The sequence below is a fragment of the Arthrobacter sp. NtRootA1 genome (assembly GCF_019976975.1).
Taxonomy (GTDB): domain Bacteria; phylum Actinomycetota; class Actinomycetes; order Actinomycetales; family Micrococcaceae; genus Arthrobacter; species Arthrobacter aromaticivorans.
The window spans coordinates 2,227,411-2,245,866 of record NZ_AP024630.1 but is presented as its reverse complement, the minus strand read 5'-3'; the positions used below and the strand labels follow the sequence as shown (position 1 = coordinate 2,245,866).

Annotated in this window: 16 protein-coding genes; all 16 read right to left on the bottom strand. The window is 59.5% G+C overall.

All coding sequences use genetic code 11. The features are described 5' to 3' along the window. Positions 1 to 5: 5 nt before the first annotated feature. Positions 6 to 1,433 carry an FAD-dependent monooxygenase gene (locus LDN90_RS10120; protein ID WP_223948928.1) on the bottom strand — a complete coding sequence of 476 codons (1,428 nt, stop codon included), beginning with the start codon at positions 1,431 to 1,433 and terminating at the stop codon, positions 6 to 8. 256 nt (positions 1,434 to 1,689) lie between these two features. Further along, positions 1,690 to 3,345 carry an FAD-binding protein gene (locus LDN90_RS10115; protein ID WP_223948927.1) on the bottom strand — a complete coding sequence of 552 codons (1,656 nt, stop codon included), beginning with the start codon at positions 3,343 to 3,345 and terminating at the stop codon, positions 1,690 to 1,692. 191 nt (positions 3,346 to 3,536) lie between these two features. Next, entirely contained in the window at positions 3,537 to 3,995 is a 459-nt protein-coding gene (locus LDN90_RS10110; protein ID WP_216923366.1) for a VOC family protein, read from the bottom strand. 70 nt (positions 3,996 to 4,065) lie between these two features. Continuing rightward, entirely contained in the window at positions 4,066 to 4,905 is an 840-nt protein-coding gene (locus LDN90_RS10105; protein WP_223948926.1) for an SDR family oxidoreductase, read from the bottom strand. A gap of 129 nt (positions 4,906 to 5,034) precedes the next feature. Then, the gene (locus tag LDN90_RS10100) at positions 5,035 to 6,198 is read right to left on the bottom strand and encodes a substrate-binding domain-containing protein (protein ID WP_223948925.1); all 1,164 of its coding nucleotides are present in this window, start codon (positions 6,196 to 6,198) and stop codon (positions 5,035 to 5,037) included. 740 nt (positions 6,199 to 6,938) lie between these two features. Then, on the bottom strand, positions 6,939 to 8,279 hold the full coding sequence (locus tag LDN90_RS10095; RefSeq protein ID WP_223948924.1) for an FAD-binding oxidoreductase: 1,341 nt from the start codon (positions 8,277 to 8,279) through the stop codon (positions 6,939 to 6,941). Between the two features lie 170 nt (positions 8,280 to 8,449). Then, positions 8,450 to 9,085 carry a TetR/AcrR family transcriptional regulator gene (locus LDN90_RS10090; protein WP_223948923.1) on the bottom strand — a complete coding sequence of 212 codons (636 nt, stop codon included), beginning with the start codon at positions 9,083 to 9,085 and terminating at the stop codon, positions 8,450 to 8,452. Between the two features lie 153 nt (positions 9,086 to 9,238). Then, on the bottom strand, positions 9,239 to 9,718 hold the full coding sequence (locus tag LDN90_RS10085) for a nuclear transport factor 2 family protein (RefSeq protein ID WP_223948922.1): 480 nt from the start codon (positions 9,716 to 9,718) through the stop codon (positions 9,239 to 9,241). Between the two features lie 269 nt (positions 9,719 to 9,987). Further along, on the bottom strand, positions 9,988 to 10,386 hold the full coding sequence (locus tag LDN90_RS10080) for a nuclear transport factor 2 family protein (protein ID WP_223948921.1): 399 nt from the start codon (positions 10,384 to 10,386) through the stop codon (positions 9,988 to 9,990). A 147-nt stretch (positions 10,387 to 10,533) separates the two neighbouring features. Continuing rightward, the gene (locus LDN90_RS10075; protein ID WP_223948920.1) at positions 10,534 to 11,469 is read right to left on the bottom strand and encodes a zinc-binding dehydrogenase; all 936 of its coding nucleotides are present in this window, start codon (positions 11,467 to 11,469) and stop codon (positions 10,534 to 10,536) included. Between the two features lie 223 nt (positions 11,470 to 11,692). Continuing rightward, positions 11,693 to 12,529 (bottom strand): cytochrome b/b6 domain-containing protein, encoded by an 837-nt coding sequence (locus LDN90_RS10070; RefSeq protein ID WP_223948919.1) that lies wholly within the window; start codon positions 12,527 to 12,529, stop codon positions 11,693 to 11,695. Between the two features lie 728 nt (positions 12,530 to 13,257). Beyond that, positions 13,258 to 14,226: an electron transfer flavoprotein subunit alpha/FixB family protein gene (locus tag LDN90_RS10065; RefSeq protein WP_223948918.1), complete on the bottom strand. Its 969-nt coding sequence runs from the start codon at positions 14,224 to 14,226 to the stop codon at positions 13,258 to 13,260. Between the two features lie 10 nt (positions 14,227 to 14,236). Continuing rightward, a complete protein-coding gene (locus LDN90_RS10060) occupies positions 14,237 to 15,013 on the bottom strand; it encodes an electron transfer flavoprotein subunit beta/FixA family protein (protein WP_223948917.1) in 777 nt (258 codons plus the stop codon). 72 nt (positions 15,014 to 15,085) lie between these two features. Next, entirely contained in the window at positions 15,086 to 15,847 is a 762-nt protein-coding gene (locus LDN90_RS10055; RefSeq protein ID WP_223948916.1) for an SDR family oxidoreductase, read from the bottom strand. A 16-nt stretch (positions 15,848 to 15,863) separates the two neighbouring features. Next, positions 15,864 to 17,495: an SMP-30/gluconolactonase/LRE family protein gene (locus tag LDN90_RS10050; RefSeq protein WP_223948915.1), complete on the bottom strand. Its 1,632-nt coding sequence runs from the start codon at positions 17,493 to 17,495 to the stop codon at positions 15,864 to 15,866. Between the two features lie 26 nt (positions 17,496 to 17,521). Next, positions 17,522 to 18,439, bottom strand: a complete 918-nt coding sequence (locus tag LDN90_RS10045; RefSeq protein ID WP_216923329.1) for a VOC family protein — start codon at positions 18,437 to 18,439, stop codon at positions 17,522 to 17,524. Between the last annotated feature and the right edge of the window lie 17 nt (positions 18,440 to 18,456).

The following is an 18,456-nucleotide window of genomic DNA, read 5'->3' as shown; positions in this document are numbered from 1 at the left end:
CCCTCTCAAACGTTGCTTGAAACATCAGAGCGGCGAAGGGATCCGAGACGATCCCAGTCCCCGAGCACACGATCCCGGAGAGCCTCGTCGCCCAGCCATTCTGTAGACCGCACCATGTTGATCGTCTCCATGAACTTGAGCGAAATCGACTCGTCCTCTGTTGCGAGGGCGATCACGCGGTCGGCGTACTCGGATTCCGGTGACTTGGACGACTCCTGGGTTACACCGTTGATTTCCACCCCCGGGATGCCGTAATCAGAAGTAGTTGAGAACATCCAGGACGGCTCAATGACGGCCTGAAGATCGTTCTGGAAGCGCTCGGCGAAACCATCCAGACCCGATTCCGGCGCGGAATCTTGAAGGAAGTCCGTGAGCGAAGAGTCCAGCGTTCGTGCGCCGCGTGCCGCGACGGTCATCCCCTGTCCGTAAATGGGGTTGAAAGCTGCCGCCGCATCACCGACGACCACGAAGTTCTCGGGACGCTCTTTAAGGTTTGACCAGTCACGGAGCCGGTTGGAGGTGTTCTGCCAGGCCTCGATGCCGCTCACCCGGCCGTACTGCTCGATCAGATCTCGGAACTCTGACGAACCAAAACTGGAGATGAAGTCAAGGAAACCCTCGACGTCGCTCGGCGGCAAGTCACCGGCGCACCCCTGCGCTGTGACGACCATGAGGTTATCCTCCTGGCGCCACATGGATGCGCCGCGCGTTGCCGCGTAGCCTTCGCCGCTGACGGTGGGCCCGACGTAAAGGGCAGTCCACCCCGGGTCAAAGCCCTCCGGTACGCGAACATAGGTAGTGGCATAGCCCCACCGTGCGTTGATGACCGTCTCGACAGGCTTCGCGTAACCGGCCTCAGCAAACCAATCGGGGGCGATTGACGGGCGCCCGCTCGCGTCCACGATGAGGTCGGCGCGAATGACTCGGAGCTCTTTGGTGTCGAGGTCCTCAACTTCAACGCCGACAGCCCTGCCGTCCTCGATGACGAGGCCCTTCGCGGGAGTACGCTGTATGTACGTCACGTTGCCTAGTTTGGCAGCGCGGCCCCGGAGATACCACTCAAGGTAGCGTCGCGTGCCAAGCAGGATGCGCATGTCGGAAGAGTGCCTCGGAAACCAGCCAAACTTCGACCCATACCGGAAGACCGCGGTCGGATCGGCATACGGCACACCGACTGCCGTCAGATCATCGGTTAGCCCGGGAAATATCGCCTCAAGGTCCAGCCTGCCGCCCGCGCTAAGGATGTGGAATTGACCCGAGTGGGGTACGCCCCGTCGTTTAGTGGCTTCGGCTGGGAGAGTGTCGCGATCAATGACGATCACCTCTCCGAACCTGGTCGAGAGCGCCGCCGCGGCGCTGGAGCCCGCGACGCTTGCACCGATGACGACGGCCGTGCCGAGTCCTCGGGTGGAGACGTTTTGATCTGAGGTCATGAGTATCGGAATCCTTTCGTATGCCGGGCGGCATTGCCCGGCCTGTTGTCTGGACGTCATTCCGTCGCCCGCACAGGCCCGACTAACGTCCACTAATGTTACCAACCGGCCGATCGTTTGACATCGGCTAACCGGTATTTTTCTTATGAATTACTCGCCAAGGGAGTCCTTGGAGGTCCTGGGGCGCAAGACGGAGGGCGCGCAGCTGGTGGGGTTGCGCGGCGCGACCGGACCACCTGCACGCGCAACTCTTGGCTTAAGGCGCCGAATTTGCCGCCGCGAGGGCAGCCCGATAACCGAACACCATTGCTGCTCCAATGGTTGCACCGGCCGCAGGGTAGGAGTCCCCGAGCATGGACGCCGTGGCATTGCCAACCGCATAAAGCCCCGGGATCGTCGTGCCGTCTTCACGCAGCACCCTGCCGTCGCAGTCGGTGATCGCGCCACCCTTTGTCCCGAGGTCCCCTAGCCCGATCTTAATGGCGTAGAACGGCGCGGACTCTATCGTCCCGAGCGTTGGGTTCGGCTTCTGACGCGGATCACTGTAGTGCCGCTCAAAGGCGCTGTAGCCGCGGTTGAAGTCCTCGTCGATGCCGGTCTTGGCAAACCCGTTAAAGCGATCAACAGTAGTGCGGAGGGCCCGAGGATCGAGACCAATTTTGTTGGCAAGCTCCTCGATGGTGTCCGCGCGAATCAGGAAGCCTCCATCGATCGCCGACTGGGGAGTCACGCCGGGGGGCATATAGGCGAATGGGTATGAGCGGCGATGCTGACTATCGATGATCTGCCACGACGGCAGGGCAGGAACCGTCTTGTTGCGCTCCTCCATCGCTGCACCGAACTCAAGGTATCCGGTGGATTCACTCACGAAACGCTGAGCGGTCGAATCGACAACAATCGCGTGGGGATGCGATCGTTCCCAGATATTGAACCGCGTCACACCCTTGTCATCGATCATCGTCGGCATCCACCAAGCGAGGTCCATCTGCGCTGTCTCCGCACCAAGTTCAGTCACCCACTGGTAGAAATCTCCGTCGGCACCTTCAGGAACGAGGCTCCAGTTGAGGTCAACGGGGCCCTGCTGGAACTCCTGGCGCATGCCCGTGTTCCGCGAGAAGCCTCCTGAAGCAATCAGTACACCCCGGCTGGCGCCGATCCGCATCTTCTTGCCGTTATGGTCCGCCACGACCCCGACGACGCTCCCGCCTTCGACGATCAGCTCGCCTACAGGGCTGGAGGGCCAGACCTGGACCCCCCGGTCCAACGTGATCTTCAGCAGTTGACCGATGAGCGACTGTCCCACGGCAGCCGTGTGCCGGCCGATGATCTTCTGAATGAATGACCGAAGGCCAACCTTGCCGGCTGTATAGAAGCCACGAATTGTTCGCCGAATCATCAAAAAGTCGCGGGCTTCGGTGTTATACAACACAAGCCCCGGCATGCCTTGGGCTCCGCGGACACGCTGCTCCCAAGGCCCAAGCGTCCTCATGTCGAAGCTGTCCACCTCCAAAGAGCGCCCCTTGACATCGCCCTTGGGCAACGATGAATAGTACTCGGGATACGGAATCATGACCCGCCAGCGCATGCCCTCGGCTTCGAGGAACTGGACCATTTCCGGACCACTATCGAGGAATGCCAACCGAAGGTCCATGCTCGTCGCCGGCGTCTCCGGTCCGACTGCAGCATTCATATAGGTGAGCGCGTCCTGGCGGCTATCGCCTTGTCCTGCCCGGTGGAGTAAGTGGTTATTTGGAATCCACACAGCACCACCTGAAATGGCGGAAGTGCCACCGACCTTATCGGTCTTTTCCAGGATCAGCGTCTTCATTCCCTGCTTGCGGGCTGCAATGGCTGCGGCGAAGGCTCCAGCTCCCGAACCGATCACCACGAAATCAAAGTTTGCGTCGAACACAATGTCTCCTCTCTGAGACTGGCTACCATGCGCTGTAATCCAAATTGAATCGCCTCAGCCACTTTCGCGAGGTTTCATCTACCAACTGTATGGTAGATTCGCTTGTCGCTAAGCGCAAGCACCTTGGCCGGATTCTTCTTGATGGCGTCCCCGTGGCCCACGCTGTCTACCGCAAAACGACAAGAACAGGTTCAGGCGAAGCTGCCTGTATCGAACCAATGCTCAAAGGAAGCCCGTTGAGCATCGGCGACGTATTCGACCCGCGCCCCGGGCACGCTGGCCGACCGCGCATAGATGATGGATACAGAACCGTCCTCCTCGCGGAAGACAGCATCCACGGGATCGCCGGCTTCCTCCAATGCTCGTAAGCGCCCAGTGGGGTCGGGCTCCCAAATTCCCAAGTGATGCAACCCAAGGAAGTCCTTCCCATAGATGCCCACGCCCGTACTTTCTATAACCTCCAGCCGGAACGGAGAGTCGATCGTATAGGCAATCCACAGATCCATCGGGCCTCTGGATCCGCTAACGCGGTCCTCCATGTCCTGAGCTTTCACCTGGGTGGGTTCGTTGAATCGGTATCCGAGACGTTCTTCGAGATCTCGGATGCCCTCGCGGATGTCGGCAACGATGAATCCGGCATGATATGGCATCTGCAACATAGTGTTCCCATCAATTGTTTGTTGGATTGAAGAACCAGTAACTGAATAGAGGACGCGCTAGTCAGGGAGACACCATCGCGGAGATTTCTGCAAAGGTTGTGCTCATTGCTGCGTCTGCCCAGCTGTACGCATCTGTTCCGCGCAACACCACCTCCGCGCCGCCGTCGCAGTAGAGCATTTGCCCGCACATATGGCTGTTCTGCTCAGACGTAAGCCAGATCAGCAGATCCGCAATTGATTCTGGCGGCTGGTGGCTGTTCAGCGGAGTCGGCACTATGGCGTTCATCATGGTCGCGCCATCAGCCGTACCGAGCAACCCTGCCGTCATCGGGGTCATTACCAGACCAGGTGCCACGGCGTTGAGCGGAATGCCGGCGCCTGCCCAGACAGCGGTTGGGGCCTCGCGACGTAGCCACAGAGATATCGCGCGTTTGGTGGACTGATAAACGAGATTCGCCGAGCCCTCATCCAGCGTCATGTTGGATGCAATCTTGAGCGCAGCGCCCTCATCGTCAGCCACCAACGCGTCCACCAATTGCGGGTGATTCGGGTGGATACACGACACGGAGGAGACGAGTGCGGCACGCGGGGCTGACGCCTGCGCCAAAACGGGGCGGATCAAAGTAAGGAACTCCGTCATGCCGAAATAGTTCACAGAAGCCGTCAACGGCTTCGGTAACGCGATTCCCGCACAGGCGATGACCGCATCCACGGAGCCAGACGCTGCATCGACGGCAGCCTTCACTGCCGCCCCCCGGCCGGTAGCCGTCGACAGATCCCCCTGGATATCAGCGCCCCGCAGATCCACTCCCACGACGGTCGCTCCCTGTGTAAGCAAGCGGTCCGCGGTGGCCTTACCTATACCCGAACCGGCCCCGGTGACTACATACGTGCGGCCCATGTCCAGACCATCCCTTCTGCTGGCGTAGCAGCCCGTCCCCAGGTCAGTTGCCTCGGACTCCTTGCCTGCAGGAAACCGGGCGTAGGATTACCAACCCGTAGCACTCGGCTACCCTGGATCATGATTTGGCTAATTCCCGGCCCAAACCGACCTGTAGACGGCTTTGTAGTCAAACGGCACCTGATACGGCTTGCCCGCTGGCGGAATGGCGTCCGGGTTATCTGTGTTCACGGCCGCCTGCCCCACCCCCTGAGGGGCCGCAGCCACCCCATTGAAGTACCGGTTGAGGTTGTCCATCGCAGCCCACCCCTTGAAAGTGTCGTCTGCGGCGCCGGGCCACGTTAGTTTTCCGTTGCCGACAAGTTCAGTCGCCTCGGCGATGCCGAGCCCTCCGGCCATGGTTGCCTTACTGCCCGCTTCGTTCATCGCCGCGGCTCCGCCAAGCGTGCCGTACATGAAGTCAAACGGCAGGAACACGCCGTTGGCGTCGGGGTTGGTCACGAGTGAGGTCCTGAAGTTTTGGATCCACGGACCGTTTGGGATGAGGTCTGTCCCCGGGGAATTTATCGACTGAAGAATCTTGCATCCCGAGCACTTTGCGATCTCTTCCTGGAACCCTTCGGCGATCGCATGTTCAAGCGGATCCGGCCCATCAGTTGAGATAGCTCGTAGATTTCCTTTGGTTGCTGCAATGAGGTACCATGCAGCCCTCCTGCCGTTGTCCTTCCAAAATTCCTCGATATTGTCACCGACGGACTTATTGACGGCGTTCGGGACAGTGAACAAGGGGGTTCCGTCGGCACCATTGCAGTTCACGCCGTCAACGCTGATGACAGGGACACCTTGGTCTTTCGCCTCTTGCAAGGGCTGCTGCGCGACCGTGCAGCTGAAGCCTTGGATGTAGAGGGCATTAGGGTGGGATGCCAACGCTGTGCGAATCGCGGTGGCATACCCGCCGGCGATGTTCAGGTTTCCGTCCGCGTAGTTGTAGTCCCAACCCAACGCTTTGGCGGCTTCTTTGGCAGCCTCCGCACCCGAGTTGCAGGGTGAACCGCAATTGATGACCCACACCGACTTGCCCTTTGCGGCTGCCGGTCCGTCGGAGGGCGGTTCTGCAGAGGTGCCCTTGTAGAGTTCGGCGAGCGACGGAAAATCCGCAGTGCCGGCGCCGCCGGAGGATGAACCGATATTTGCAGCCTCAGGTGATGCTGACGAGCAGCCCACCACCAGCATGGCCAGCACTCCCATCACTGCGATGGCCGTAGACAGCCTCCGCGCTTTCGTGAATCTCATCTTGCTTCCAATCTATGAGTAGTTAAAAGTTGCCGTGAGAGGGTCGCCGCCGGAGTCACTTCGCGCCTATTCCAGCCCGCTCCGGTTTTGGATGACTTTCCCAAGCCTGACTCGGTACCGCGCTACGGGCGGCAGCGGCGCGTCCGCACCATGTGTGCTCGTCCTACTGAAGCCAGCGCCCTGCGGGACCGCTGCCGTGCACACCAGAGTCGAGGACATTTCCAGCTCCCTTGCTGTTGTGTCCTGCCAGGCTCTTTGCACAAGTTAGCATTGAAAGATGTATCAAACAATCGTACGGTAGTTAAATTTTGCGACAGATTCTCGGGACCCTACTTCTGAGCTATTACGCAAAATCGTTTATTCCTGCGCCGACAGGCACCCAGCTTCATGCTCAACGTCGTTGACCTGGTTGTAAGCGCGGTAATGTTTCCGCCTCGCCTGGCTAGGCATGGAATCCGCCATTCGGCGGGATGATATACACTGGCGATTCTCATTTAACGGAAGCCTTTGACGGCGCCAGCGCTGCCCATTTCCATACCGGAATCGTCCGGCGTTCTGCGCTCCCCGCTCCCGCGCACAAGCGTCCTCACGGAGTTCAAGACAGCCGTCATCCACACGGGACTCCGGGGTCAACGCCGATATGAGGCCTCCCGTCCCCTTAGCGGTCGAGGAGTTCAGAGATCAGTGGCAACGTCTTTATGGTGCTTGGTCACGAGGACGCCGGCGTAGTACGGTATTGGCTACTCAAAACCGGGAAAATTGAAGAACCGCCTCGACCCATCGTGCTTGTCGCGGAGTTCCTTCAGCTTCTTGAGCTTCGGCTCTGAAAGCGGTCGGAAATAGCGACGCCCGAGGTTCTCGTCGTTGAGCTGCACCCCATTTGACCAAGGCTCAAGGGCCCGCATGTTCTCAGTTACCCACGCAATGGCTCTCTCATCGTCCGCAGCGTCTTCGTAGATCGCGTACGCGGAATAGAACGAGGGCCCAGGAGAGGAAACGGCAGCGGTCTCCTCGTCGTCAGCGGTCCACAGCCACCACAGAAGATATGACCTTGGTGACGGCAGGTTGTCGATGATAGGCGCCAGCTGGGGAATAAGGTCATCGATTCCCGCACTTGTCCACATGTTATCGACGGCATACCTGTAACCAGGCGGGTCGATGAGGTCATTAAGCGCGTAGATCTCTTCGATAGAAGTAGGCGCGGCTTCACCAATGGCAGCTTCCGCCACCGGGCAATCCTTGAGTGGCTGAAGAGCGGCACGAGCGGCCTCTTCGCTGTCGGCAAAGATGGTTGCCGCAACCAATACTCCGAGGTTAATAACCGAAGGGTCCTCACTGTCGGGGTAGCCGCCGATCAGCAGGTATAACTCGACATCGTTGTCAAGCTTGTCCGAGATGGTCAGGCTCCATCGCAGCGCCTCCTCCCAGCGCGATAACGGAAACGTGAGGGACAAGTTCATCCCCACACTGGGCCGTGGATAGACCTCGAGATGGAAGCTTGTAACAATGCCAAAGAATCCGGCGCCCGAACCACGTGCTGCCCAGTAATAGTCAACGTTCTGGGTCTCGTCAGCGCGAATTAGTTCGCCTTGTGGAGTGACGACGTCGATCGCACGTACGCTCATGCACGACTCGCGCTTACCCCCTGCCACGCCGTAACCGCCACCCAGCAGGAAACCGCCCAGACCCACCGAAGGGCAGTGGCCCGTGGGAAAGAAAAGATCATAGGGAGCCAAAGCTCCGTTCAGCTGTTCTCCCTTGGTTCCCGGCCCTACACGGGCCAGATGTGATTCAACATCTACTTCAATCGAGTTCAAAGCAGAGAGATCGATGAGCACGCCTCCGTCACGCAGACTCGAGGCGGCCCAGGCGTGGCCACCAGATCGCGCGGAAACCTTCATATTATTGGCTGCGGCCCATCGGACCACCTGGGCAACCTCTATTTGATTCTTGACTTTCACAATCACGTCAGGAAAACGGTCAGGGACGTTCTCCTGCCACACAATCCCCCGACGTGCTTCCTCGTAGCCATCCTCACCTCGAGCGACTGCGAAGTCCACCAAATCCTCTACGCTACTCATCCCGACAGGTCCTCTCCACAGCCCAGGTAATGAAGCCCATTCAGCGTATGCTAAGGCGATACTCTACCCTACAGTTGTTTGAAAAGGGGGTGGGTCCCGTCGCTGTTTTACGGAGTTGCTGAAGACGGGCAGTCGCCCTAAGACTAAAGTGAATGTCGGGACTCTCGCAGCTAAGAGGCTCGGATAGAGTCGCCGACAAGAGCGACGAGCGCATCAACAATGGCATCGTGGTCAAACTGACGGCTCGAACGCCGGCTCGGCCAGAACCTGACGTTATTTACAGCGCCGAGTATGAAGCGCGTCAGCAGGCGCTGATCGATGTCGTTGCGGATACTTCTGTCGGCTTGACCAGCGACCACCTGATCGCTGATGTCACGTTCGAACGCGCGGCCCCAACCTGCAGCCGCCACCTGCCGATCTCCGGTCAAGTGCTTCATCTCCGTGAAGAAGATGTTCGCGCGCTCGACGTTCGCCAAGTACCACACACTTAGCCTGCGAACGTAGAGGAGGAGGGTTTCCAGCGGCGGCAAGTCGAGTTCGATCACTTCACGGTGAATTTCCCTCGACTGCTCGTGGGACTCTTCCAGGATGCGGTAGAGAAGCTCTTCCTTGGAGCTGAAATAGTGGTAGAGGCTGCCCTTAAGAACGCCGACCCGTTCCGCGACCTCCTGGATCGACGTCGATGCGTAACCTTTATCGGACATGACCGAGATAGCTGCAGCGATCACATTGTCGTCCCGGTTAAAGCGTTCGCGCGTTTTTGCGGCTTTCTCTGGCACGCCTTGGGTAGTCTTGGCGGTCGGCATATTCCTCCTAGGATCAGCTCCACGCGACTGGCTGCGCGGAGAATTATCAAGATTATGGCTTCAGGCAGATTCGCCAGGAACATCAACGAAGTGCCACTACCCCCGTTTGTCAGTTACGAGACTGCCGTGATGAGGTGCAGGTTGAAACTCCAGCTAGTCATCTCCCCTCACGGTCCAGACCGCGTGGTGGCGAATGAATTTGGCGCTAGCGACCTTCCAAGCCCCGTCCACCCTTTTGTAGGTCTCCTCGTAATGACCGTAGCCCTCCAGTTTGGAGAAGCGAAATTCCGAGCCGGGTGGAAACCAAATCTGATCGTTCAACGACCACGTACCGATGGCTGACTCATCATCCAAAATATCGATGTCCGGCATGTGGCCGTGGTGCGACGTTACGGCGTCACCGAGGGCATCCCTGGCCCACGCCGCTGCTTCCTTGGCGCCTTCAACCCGGTAGACATGCTGAACGAGTTCGTCGACATCTTGGCCAGTATCCGACTCCGTGAAGTCGAAGATGATGTCGTCAGTAAAGTTCGCGGCAAACGCGTCCCAGTCCTTTTTGTCGAGCGCTCGAAAGTACCGCGACTTGAGTCTTTTGATTTCTTCCACTGCGATCAGCCGCTGGACATCATCCAAGCCATTCTCCTCTCGACGTTTTCCCGAACAGGATGTAGAATCCTCAATTTTACAGAAGTGGCAATCTCCTGTCAAACAAACGATCGAATTACTATGGGCTGGTCCCACGCGTGTTGAGATCACCGCGTACCGGGCAGCAGAGAGAACCGTGCTGCCCGGCAACAAGGCCAAGAGCGCGGAAGCCAGCCGACGCATGGCCACGTAGACGGCTGCATTGCACCCCGAATTTGTCTCGGACCGGCGACATCGTGAACCCAGTAGTCATGGCCTTATGACTGGAAGGCTTCAAAGGCTGCGTAGCTATCCAAATGCTCGCGGAAGAGATTGATCTTGTCGCCCTGGAAGCGAAAGTACCAGTGATAGCGATTGGAGTAGCGCTTTCCCGACCCTGTCACCGTTTCGCATGAGCCCTGCATCGACGCGTGGGTGCCGTCAGCCAAAGCTTGGCCGCAGGTGTAGTTGAAACCGTTGGGGAACATTTCGCGAAGCACGCCAGGCATTACTTCGAGAAATTGATTCCTGTCCACTTTTTGCGAGCTTCCGGGTGCAGAGGTGATGATTTCAAATTGAAAATCTGCTGCGATCATGTCGGCCAAGTCTGCTGTAGCATTTCGGTCAAGTGCTGCGATGAACTCGCGGATGCGCTCTTTCTGTCGATCTGGGTTCATTATTCTTTCCTTTCAGAACGTGATTTCACTTCCAGTGGTGATGACTTCGGGAAGCCGAGAGCCTCAATGAGCATCTCTTCTACCGTACGTTTGGCGGCTATCTCACAAAGTGCCGGTCGATGTGCCCAACGACTCAGGGTTCGGGGCTCAGTACACCGCGACGAGGCGCCCCGTAACTTCCCCATTGGCGAGCCGGCGTATCCCGTCCGGGATACCTTCGAAGTCGGTGGGGGAGATTACTGGCTCGATGTCACCGGAAGCGATCCAAGCGAGCACAGCTTCCATATCCCTTTTGCTGCCTCCACCGCTGCCCACAAGGGTGACGTTCTTCGATACCAGTTGATAGGTGTCGATCGTCGCTTCCAAGCGGCCCATTCCAATCAAAACAACTCGTCCGCGCTCACGGACAGCACCGATCGCACCTGACGTAGTAGACCCGAACCCAGCGAAGTCAACGATGACGTCCAGCTCCAGGTCCGCCAATTCGGACACGTCGCGCACCACTCGGCGCGCACCGATCTCTCGAGCATCCTCCCACACGTCCTGGTTTACTTCGGCGACGTAAATCTCGGCACCGCTTAGCACAGCGATGCGCGCACCCATCCGTCCAAGCGCCCCGAACCCGATGATCCCAACGCGTAGCCCACTCTTAACCTGGCCAGCACCGACAATGCCCGCGTGGGCGGTCATCCCAGGTTCCGCGAACACAGCTCGCTCCAGCGCAACGCCATCGGGAATGCGAACCAGATTCTCGGCGCGCGCCACAACATACTGTCCGAATCCACCATTCCTCAGGTAGCCGTGGAGCTCCCCAATCGACCACACAACCACGCGGTCCCCCTTGGAGAACCCCGTGACATCTGAACCGAGAGCGATAACTTTACCCGCGATCTCATGGCCGGGGACGACGGGCACATTCATCATGCCAAGCCATTTGCTGTCTTCGAACAGCCCGACATCGGAGTGGCAGATACCACAGGCACCCACGGCGATGAGCACCTCCCCCGCTTTGGGTTCGGGGTTCGGTAAATCGACCAACTCGAGTGGGGCATCCGTATCGCTAAAGCGCCAGGCTTTCATCATTCTCTCCTTCTATTTCGGGCACAGCTCGTGCCGTGCAGACGCACCGAGAACGGCTCGCGTCTTATGACTTTCGGTAAAACTGATGCGCGAAGGTCTTAGCGAGATGCAGTTGGTTCGTTCCTCGACCACAACGAGCGGCACCGGTCTCCGACCGGTCGCAAGGAAGAACCAGCCATGTGCGATCACGCCCCCGCCGATTTGATTTTGCAAATCTGTGACGCGCTCAGCGCCCGCTGACTTTGCCAAAGAGTTGGGCTACGGGCGCCAGCACTGGGGGCCGCGCGGCGAACCATCCGACAACGATCAGCACGAGACCACCGAAGAATACCCAGAACCCAAACCAGTTCACGGCATCCTGCCCGCCGTACATGTGGTTAAGGTTGCGAAGGGCACCCGTCGCCATGACCAGAGTGACGTGCACGACAATGAAAACCACGAAGTAGAGCATCACTGGGAAATGCACCGCGCGCGCCCATTCGAGCGGGTAGAACTTATTCAACCTGGAAGCGTTCTTGGGCCAGAAGCCTGACATGCGTACACCGCTGATGGCGGCCAGCGGTGCAGCAATGAAGATAGTCAGGAAGTAGGCGAGCACCTGCAGGCTGTTGTAGTTGACCCATCCGTTCTCGGTCGGCCAGTCCAAGGATACGTACTGTAGCGCTGCCGAGCCAGCGTTCGGAATGACATCCCAGCCGGTAGGAACAACCCGCATCCACTGGCCAGTCGCGAAGAGCAGGACGACGAAGACAAGGCCGTTGATCAGCCACAAGAGGTCAAGGGACTGATGAAACCACAGCGAAAGGCTGACCTTGCCTCCGCCATTCATGGACCATCGAGGCGTCCAGAACACGCGTGGACGCTTATCTGTGCGCACCTGCCATCCGGTACGGATGATCAGCACCATGAAGAACGTATTGAAGTAATGCTGCCAACCCAGCCAGCCGGGAATCCCCACCGACGCAGTATCCGGCAGACGCGACTCCCCCGGATAAGTTGTCAGGAAATCCTGTACATCATCAAGCGAGACGAACCATCGTGCTGCAAGCACGAGCGCTGCCATGGCAACAAGCATCCCACCGCCACCTAGAAGGCCCGACCGCCACCACTGAACACCTGTGCGGGATCTGCGGCGCTTCGGCTCGGATGGCGGGGCCTTACTGCTCGACGATGGCGCCGGCAACACACCCAAGGTAGGCATTCCCGGCTTGTGCGGTACCGCTGGCACGGCATCGACGGATTCTGTTGGAGCCGCAGCAGGGTGGTCGAAGACGGTCTTCGGCGCTTGGGGGGCCAGCAAGGGCGACGCATTAGGCTTCGGTGCGGATCCCATCGCGGGCTCGCCGTCGACAGCTCGCGGGAGCCCCCGACGCAGCGGTGTCGGACCGGCGACCGGTTCACTGACTGACCCCTGGACGGCCTCGACTACCGAAGACGGTTTCGGTGCCGGTTTGTCTGCGATCGCTGAATTTGTCTCGAGTAATCCCGGAATTTCGGGGATGACGTGGGGTACGGAAGGCCAGGGTTCGCCTCCGGAAACGCGTGGGAGCCCGCGGCGGGGGGCAAGGACTGCCGAGCCGGTGGTCGACACAACAGCGGTCGATGAAATACCGACGGGGGAGTCTACCGACGCCGCGGAACCTGCCGCCAAGCGTTCAAAAGGCTCTTCAGCCCCCGCATTCCCCTCGGCCTGGCCGCGCTCAGGAGCCGACACAGAGATAGGCCATGGCTCACCACCCAGGCGCCGTCGCAGACCACGGCGTGTAACTCCCCTATACATCCCCATGGGCTCTAGACCTTCCGCGCTTGCAAAGCCGCGATCAATTGCGGCACTACGGTGAATACGTCGCCGACGACACCGAAATCCGCAATCTCGAAAATGGGTGCCTCCTCATCCTTGTTGATCGCGATGATAGTCTTGGCTGTCTGCATTCCCGCCTTGTGCTGGACCGCCCCCGATATACCCAGTGCGACATAAAGCTGGGGCGACACCGAGACACCGGTCTGGCCCACCTGATGTGCTTGCGGCACGTAACCCGCGTCAACAGCGGCCCGCGACGCGCCGACCGCGGCACCAAGGGCGTCGGCCAATTGATCCACGAGCACAAACTGTTCCTTCGAACCCAGTCCCCGACCACCCGACACTACGGAGACCGCTCCCCGTAATTCCGGGCGGGACGTGGCGACCACCGCGATGTCCACCGAACCGATCGACGCCGAGCGCCGCCCCGATGGCTGCACCACAAGTTGCTCCGCAGCCGGTGGCATTGCCTCGGCCCGCGCCTCAATGGCGCCTTGGCGTACCGTAATTACAGGCGTACCCCAAGTGGCCGCAGACTCGACGTTGTAGGCGCCCCCATACACCGAATGTTGGATGACGATCCCCTCTGCGTCTCGTGCAAGACCGACGGCATCCACGGCGAGCGTCGACCGGGTGCGTGCTGCATATCGGGCGGCTACATCGCGTCCTTCAATCGAGTTGGACACGAGGATGGCGTCGGGACGAACCAGGCCTGCCGCAGCCACCAGTGCGTCGACCAGGGGTACGGTGAGTCCGGCGCCAATAGGGGCGACCAAGACTGAAGCCGCACCCAACGCCGCGGCGTCCGAGGCAAGCTCGGTCCCGTCGGCCACAATCAGCGCTATTGGGGTGCCGACAACGGCGGCGGCCCCAAGCAACGCTGCACTGGAACGGGCGAGCTCGCCCGTCGGCGTCACATCGAGATACACCAGGATCGCATCTTCCGCGTATGCAACCATTTCGATCTCCTTAAGTCAACTGGTTCTGGATGAGAAAATCCGCAAGCTGCTCGCCCGCGTCGCCCATGTCGACAATCTTCGTGCCCCCGGCGCGCGGAGGCTTCTCCGATAGGGCAATCACAATCGACCGGGATGCTTCTGGATCTTCCGCACTGACGCCGAGATCCTTCAGCGACAACGTCTCGATGGGTTTCTTCTTGGCGGACATGATGTCCTTGAAGCTCGGGAATCGCGCCTCCGGCAGGGCCTCAGTGATGGAGATTACCGCCGGCATTTCGGCGGACACCTGCAGGGACGCGCCGTCTGAGGCACGCAGGCCGGACACCGCACCTTCTGATATGGCAACCGAGCTCAACGACGAGAGCTGTGGCGTATCCAACAACTCGGCAATCATGGCAGCGATCACGCCACCCGAACCGTCTGTGGACTGATTTCCCGCGATCACCAGATCGAACCCGATTCGGGTGAGTGCTGCCGCGAGTACCTCAGCTGTCAGCCCCAGGTCGGCCCCCGTTAGCGCATCGTCGACCACCTGAACGGCGGAGGCCGCCCCCATCGCCAAAGCCTTCCGCACCGTGGCAGTTGCCCCCGACGGAGTCATGGAAAGCACCACTACCTCAGTCCCTGCATTCTTTCTTGCATAGCTCAACGCGACCTCGAGCGAACGCTCACAGACTTCGTCCATGACCATTTCCACTGTGTCACGATCAGCCAGTCCCGTCTCCAGATTTAGCTTTCGATCCCCATAGGTATCCGGGACGTCCTTGACCAAGACGACGATCTTCATATGCGCTCCCAACTTTGGCTAGAAACATAGTCTACCAAACGCTTGTTTGCTAAACAAGCATAGCGGACTGGTTCAGCAGATCGAGTTTCCCCCGTCGGCCACAATCGTGGTACCGACGACGTAACTGGAAAGCTCAGATGCTAGCCAGACAACAACGTTTGCGATCTCATCCGGCGTTCCGAAACGGCCAGCAGGGATTGAGGCAGCCATGTCAGATCGTATTTCGGCGGTGGTAGACGACGAGAGCATCGGCGTGTCGGTCATGCCAGGAGCTACGGCGTTGACGCGAAGCCCACTCTGGGCGTAATCAAGGGCGGCAGACTTAACGAATCCAAGCACAGCATGCTTGCTCGCGACATAGGCGGCGAGCCCCGGTGCGCCTACGACGCCAAGTCCCGATGCTGTCGCAATAAAGGACGCGCTTCCCGATTTCACGAGTTCGGGTACCGCCGCCTGAAATGTCACGAACAGACCTGTCAGGTTGACCTCGAGCACACGCCTCCACAGATTCAGCGGGATATCGCCGGCAACTGAGGCTGGCTGGGAAACTCCAGCGTTTGCATGGACGACGTCAAGTTTTCCGAACTCGGCTACAGCAAAGGCAACGACCGCCCCGACGTCGTCAGGATTGGTTACGTCTCCTCGCATGTATCGGGACGAGCCCGGCCGAAGGATATTGGCAAGGCGACAGGTTTCCGCGAGGGCGTCCTCGTCCACGTCGCAGCCCACTAGGTTCGCTCCGTGCTCCACCAGTGCGAGCATGGAAGCGCGCCCGATTCCCTCACCCGCACCGGTAACGAGCGCAACTCGTCCAGTCAACAGGTTCGACGTCATAGCTTCTCCATTCGTTTCAATCGACACTCGACTTTTCAGGTTCGCGTTTGACTGCGATGATGCCGCCTGACCCGTCGCAACCCACCACGACGGAACCGTCCGGAGCAATGGCCAGGTCGGCGAAGGGAAGCCATGGACCGGGAGCGAGCCCCGGGAGTCCGGCGACAATGGTCTCGCCCACTCCAGCGGCGGGTCCGACAGGGACGTTATTCGCGATTACCGAGCTCGGTATACGACCACTGAGCGCTACATGATGCAGCTCCCGCGTTTGGCGATCGATCACGTATGCGTCGTCGCCGGAAGCGGCGACGCCGTGAGGTTCACCAAGGCCCGTTAGCAGCAATTTCGAGGACCCGTCCGGATTGAAATATCGTAGTTGTCCTGACCCTGACTCGGACACAATCACTCCCCCATCCTCAGTCACCGCGACGCCCATAGGGCGCGCAAGGCCCGTTGCGAGAACGGCCACGCCGGTAGTATCGACTCGCAGGATCTCACCGCTCTCCGATGCCGCGGCGATTATCGCACCGTCTCGGGTGCTGGTGATTCCCATCAGCCCATTGATTCCTTTTGCCAGAAACTGCGCGTCGCTTCCCGGACGGTAGACCGCTATGCCGCCGGCTGTCGTTCCGAGGGCGAGCCGTCCGTCGCTGAGATACGTGACTGAACGCAAGACCCCTGGAAAACCAGGGATACTTACAGATGCTGGTCGATCGATGACGCCATCTTGTCTCAAGACCGCGTAACTCAGAGCGTCTGCAGCACAGATTGTGCCGTCTGGTGCGACGTCGATCCCGAACGGACCCACGAGACCAGGACTGATAAGGACCGCCGACGCGCCGTCGTGGTCTATTCCGACTATGCTCCCGTTGAGCTGATTGGATACGAACAGCCAGCCGTCCCTGCGGAACGCCAAGTTGTCGGTTCCTTGCGGCAGGGATGCCACGACGACGGTTGAACCCGACCGCGGGTCCACCCGCAGCACATCGCCTCCAGCCAGTGATGCATAGAGTTCGCCCTCAGGGCTGAACTTGACCGCGGTTGGACTGCTTAATCCGGAGGCTACGCGCTCGGGTGAACCTGCGTCGATGCCAACTTTCCACAGCTCCCCTGCGAAGACCGATGGGTAGTAAAGGTGGTAGTCGGGTCCCACCGCTAAGCCGTTGGGCCAATCGACGCCCTCGGCGATCACCCTTCGCTCACGTCCGTCGGGGTAGAGTTCCATGATGCGTCCGCCCGGACGAAACTCATCGACGAATACCCTGTCACCATGGGTCGTCACGCCGTTGGCCGACGGCACGTCGGCATCCAGAACGCTAACCTCACCGCCTGGATGCCGCATACTGACCCTTCCGAGAGCAAACTCGGTGACGTACATCGTGCCGTCCGCGCCGAACGCGAGGTCGTCAGGACACTCGATGGGGTCGTCAGAACGACTGATGTTCCGCACACTCCCGTCACGAGTGTTGATCGCACTTATCTCGCTTCCATGCCCTTCAGCGACATAGAGGTCTCCATCCGGCCCGAACACCAGTCCATTTGCACCGACCAGCGAGCTTGGAGGAGCGACCTGCGTCCAAGACCATCCCGGAGCCACCCCGAGTTGGTCGACGACATGTCCCCCATATCGGGTCGTAGTTTCATTCATCCGGCTTCGCCCCCTGACCGGCAAGGCTAGCGCTTGGCGATCGGTGCGTGCGGGGCCATGAGCTTCTGAAAATCCCCGGGCATTTCGCCCCAGAGGTTACCGCCGCGAGGGTCCTCGACGCTCCAGTGGCGTGGCTTCCATCCATCTCCGGCGATCTTCTGCATGTCCGCGTATACCTCTACGAGCAACCCATCGGGTGCTACATGGTAGCTCGCGATGTTGTCCCCACCACCATGCCGTCCAAGTCCCCACATGTATCCGAGACCCGAGCGCGCGAGTTGGTCGCCCAAGCGTCCGAGGTCAGCCGTGCCGGGTACTTCCATGGCGTAGTGGTGAACGCCCTCGATCGGTCCGCGTCCAACCGCAATCGTGTGATGCTCAAGGTGGCACCGCAGGAAGCCGATGTAGGGATCTTCGGGTGTCCCGATCCAGTCGGACGCCTTGAATCCGAATACGTCGATAAGGAATTCGACCAACCCTTTAACATCCTGGGTCCACATGAACGCGTGTGCCAGCCGGTGTGTCATGACCCCCTTGGGTTGGTAGTCGCGTTCGACCTGTTCCATCTCCACATAGGTGTCGATGACGTGTCCAGTGGGTGCGATAATGCGCAGAAGTTCCGGAATTCCGGGCTCACTGGTAACAGAAGAGTCAATCGTCGCCCCGATCGCGATGGCTCGCGCACGGATCTCGTCCAGTGCAGCTTGATCCTGGGCGATGAGACCGATGTGGTCGAACTCCGGTCCCTCGGATCCGCCAATGAACTCCATGATGTGGTGGTTGCACTGCGGCCAAACGGAGGGGTAGGGGCTTCCTTGAGTTACGTACGCGGTATCTCCGATGCGCTCAACTTCGAGCATCCCGAGTACTTCCGTGACGTATTTGACAGAGACATCGACGTCCGGGACGCGGAAGGCGATATGTCCGATGTCGGCGATAAGCATGAGCAGTTACTCCTATT

Bases quoted from the DNA above. Each gene is read 5' to 3' on its own strand.
- LDN90_RS10110 (WP_216923366.1), bottom strand. From the start codon at position 3,995: ATGCCATATCATGCCGGATTCATCGTTGCCGACATCCGCGAGGGCATC.
- LDN90_RS10050 (WP_223948915.1), bottom strand. From the start codon at position 17,495: ATGAATGAAACTACGACCCGATATGGGGGACATGTCGTCGACCAACTC.
- LDN90_RS10065 (WP_223948918.1), bottom strand. From the start codon at position 14,226: ATGGTTGCATACGCGGAAGATGCGATCCTGGTGTATCTCGATGTGACG.
- LDN90_RS10090 (WP_223948923.1), bottom strand. From the start codon at position 9,085: ATGCCGACCGCCAAGACTACCCAAGGCGTGCCAGAGAAAGCCGCAAAA.
- LDN90_RS10100 (WP_223948925.1), bottom strand. From the start codon at position 6,198: ATGAGATTCACGAAAGCGCGGAGGCTGTCTACGGCCATCGCAGTGATG.
- LDN90_RS10105 (WP_223948926.1), bottom strand. From the start codon at position 4,905: ATGGGCCGCACGTATGTAGTCACCGGGGCCGGTTCGGGTATAGGTAAG.
- LDN90_RS10080 (WP_223948921.1), bottom strand. From the start codon at position 10,386: ATGAACCCAGATCGACAGAAAGAGCGCATCCGCGAGTTCATCGCAGCA.
- LDN90_RS10120 (WP_223948928.1), bottom strand. From the start codon at position 1,433: ATGACCTCAGATCAAAACGTCTCCACCCGAGGACTCGGCACGGCCGTC.
- LDN90_RS10055 (WP_223948916.1), bottom strand. From the start codon at position 15,847: ATGACGTCGAACCTGTTGACTGGACGAGTTGCGCTCGTTACCGGTGCG.
- LDN90_RS10045 (WP_216923329.1), bottom strand. From the start codon at position 18,439: ATGCTTATCGCCGACATCGGACATATCGCCTTCCGCGTCCCGGACGTC.
- LDN90_RS10060 (WP_223948917.1), bottom strand. From the start codon at position 15,013: ATGAAGATCGTCGTCTTGGTCAAGGACGTCCCGGATACCTATGGGGAT.
- LDN90_RS10075 (WP_223948920.1), bottom strand. From the start codon at position 11,469: ATGATGAAAGCCTGGCGCTTTAGCGATACGGATGCCCCACTCGAGTTG.
- LDN90_RS10070 (WP_223948919.1), bottom strand. From the start codon at position 12,529: ATGGCAGCGCTCGTGCTTGCAGCACGATGGTTCGTCTCGCTTGATGAT.
- LDN90_RS10095 (WP_223948924.1), bottom strand. From the start codon at position 8,279: ATGAGTAGCGTAGAGGATTTGGTGGACTTCGCAGTCGCTCGAGGTGAG.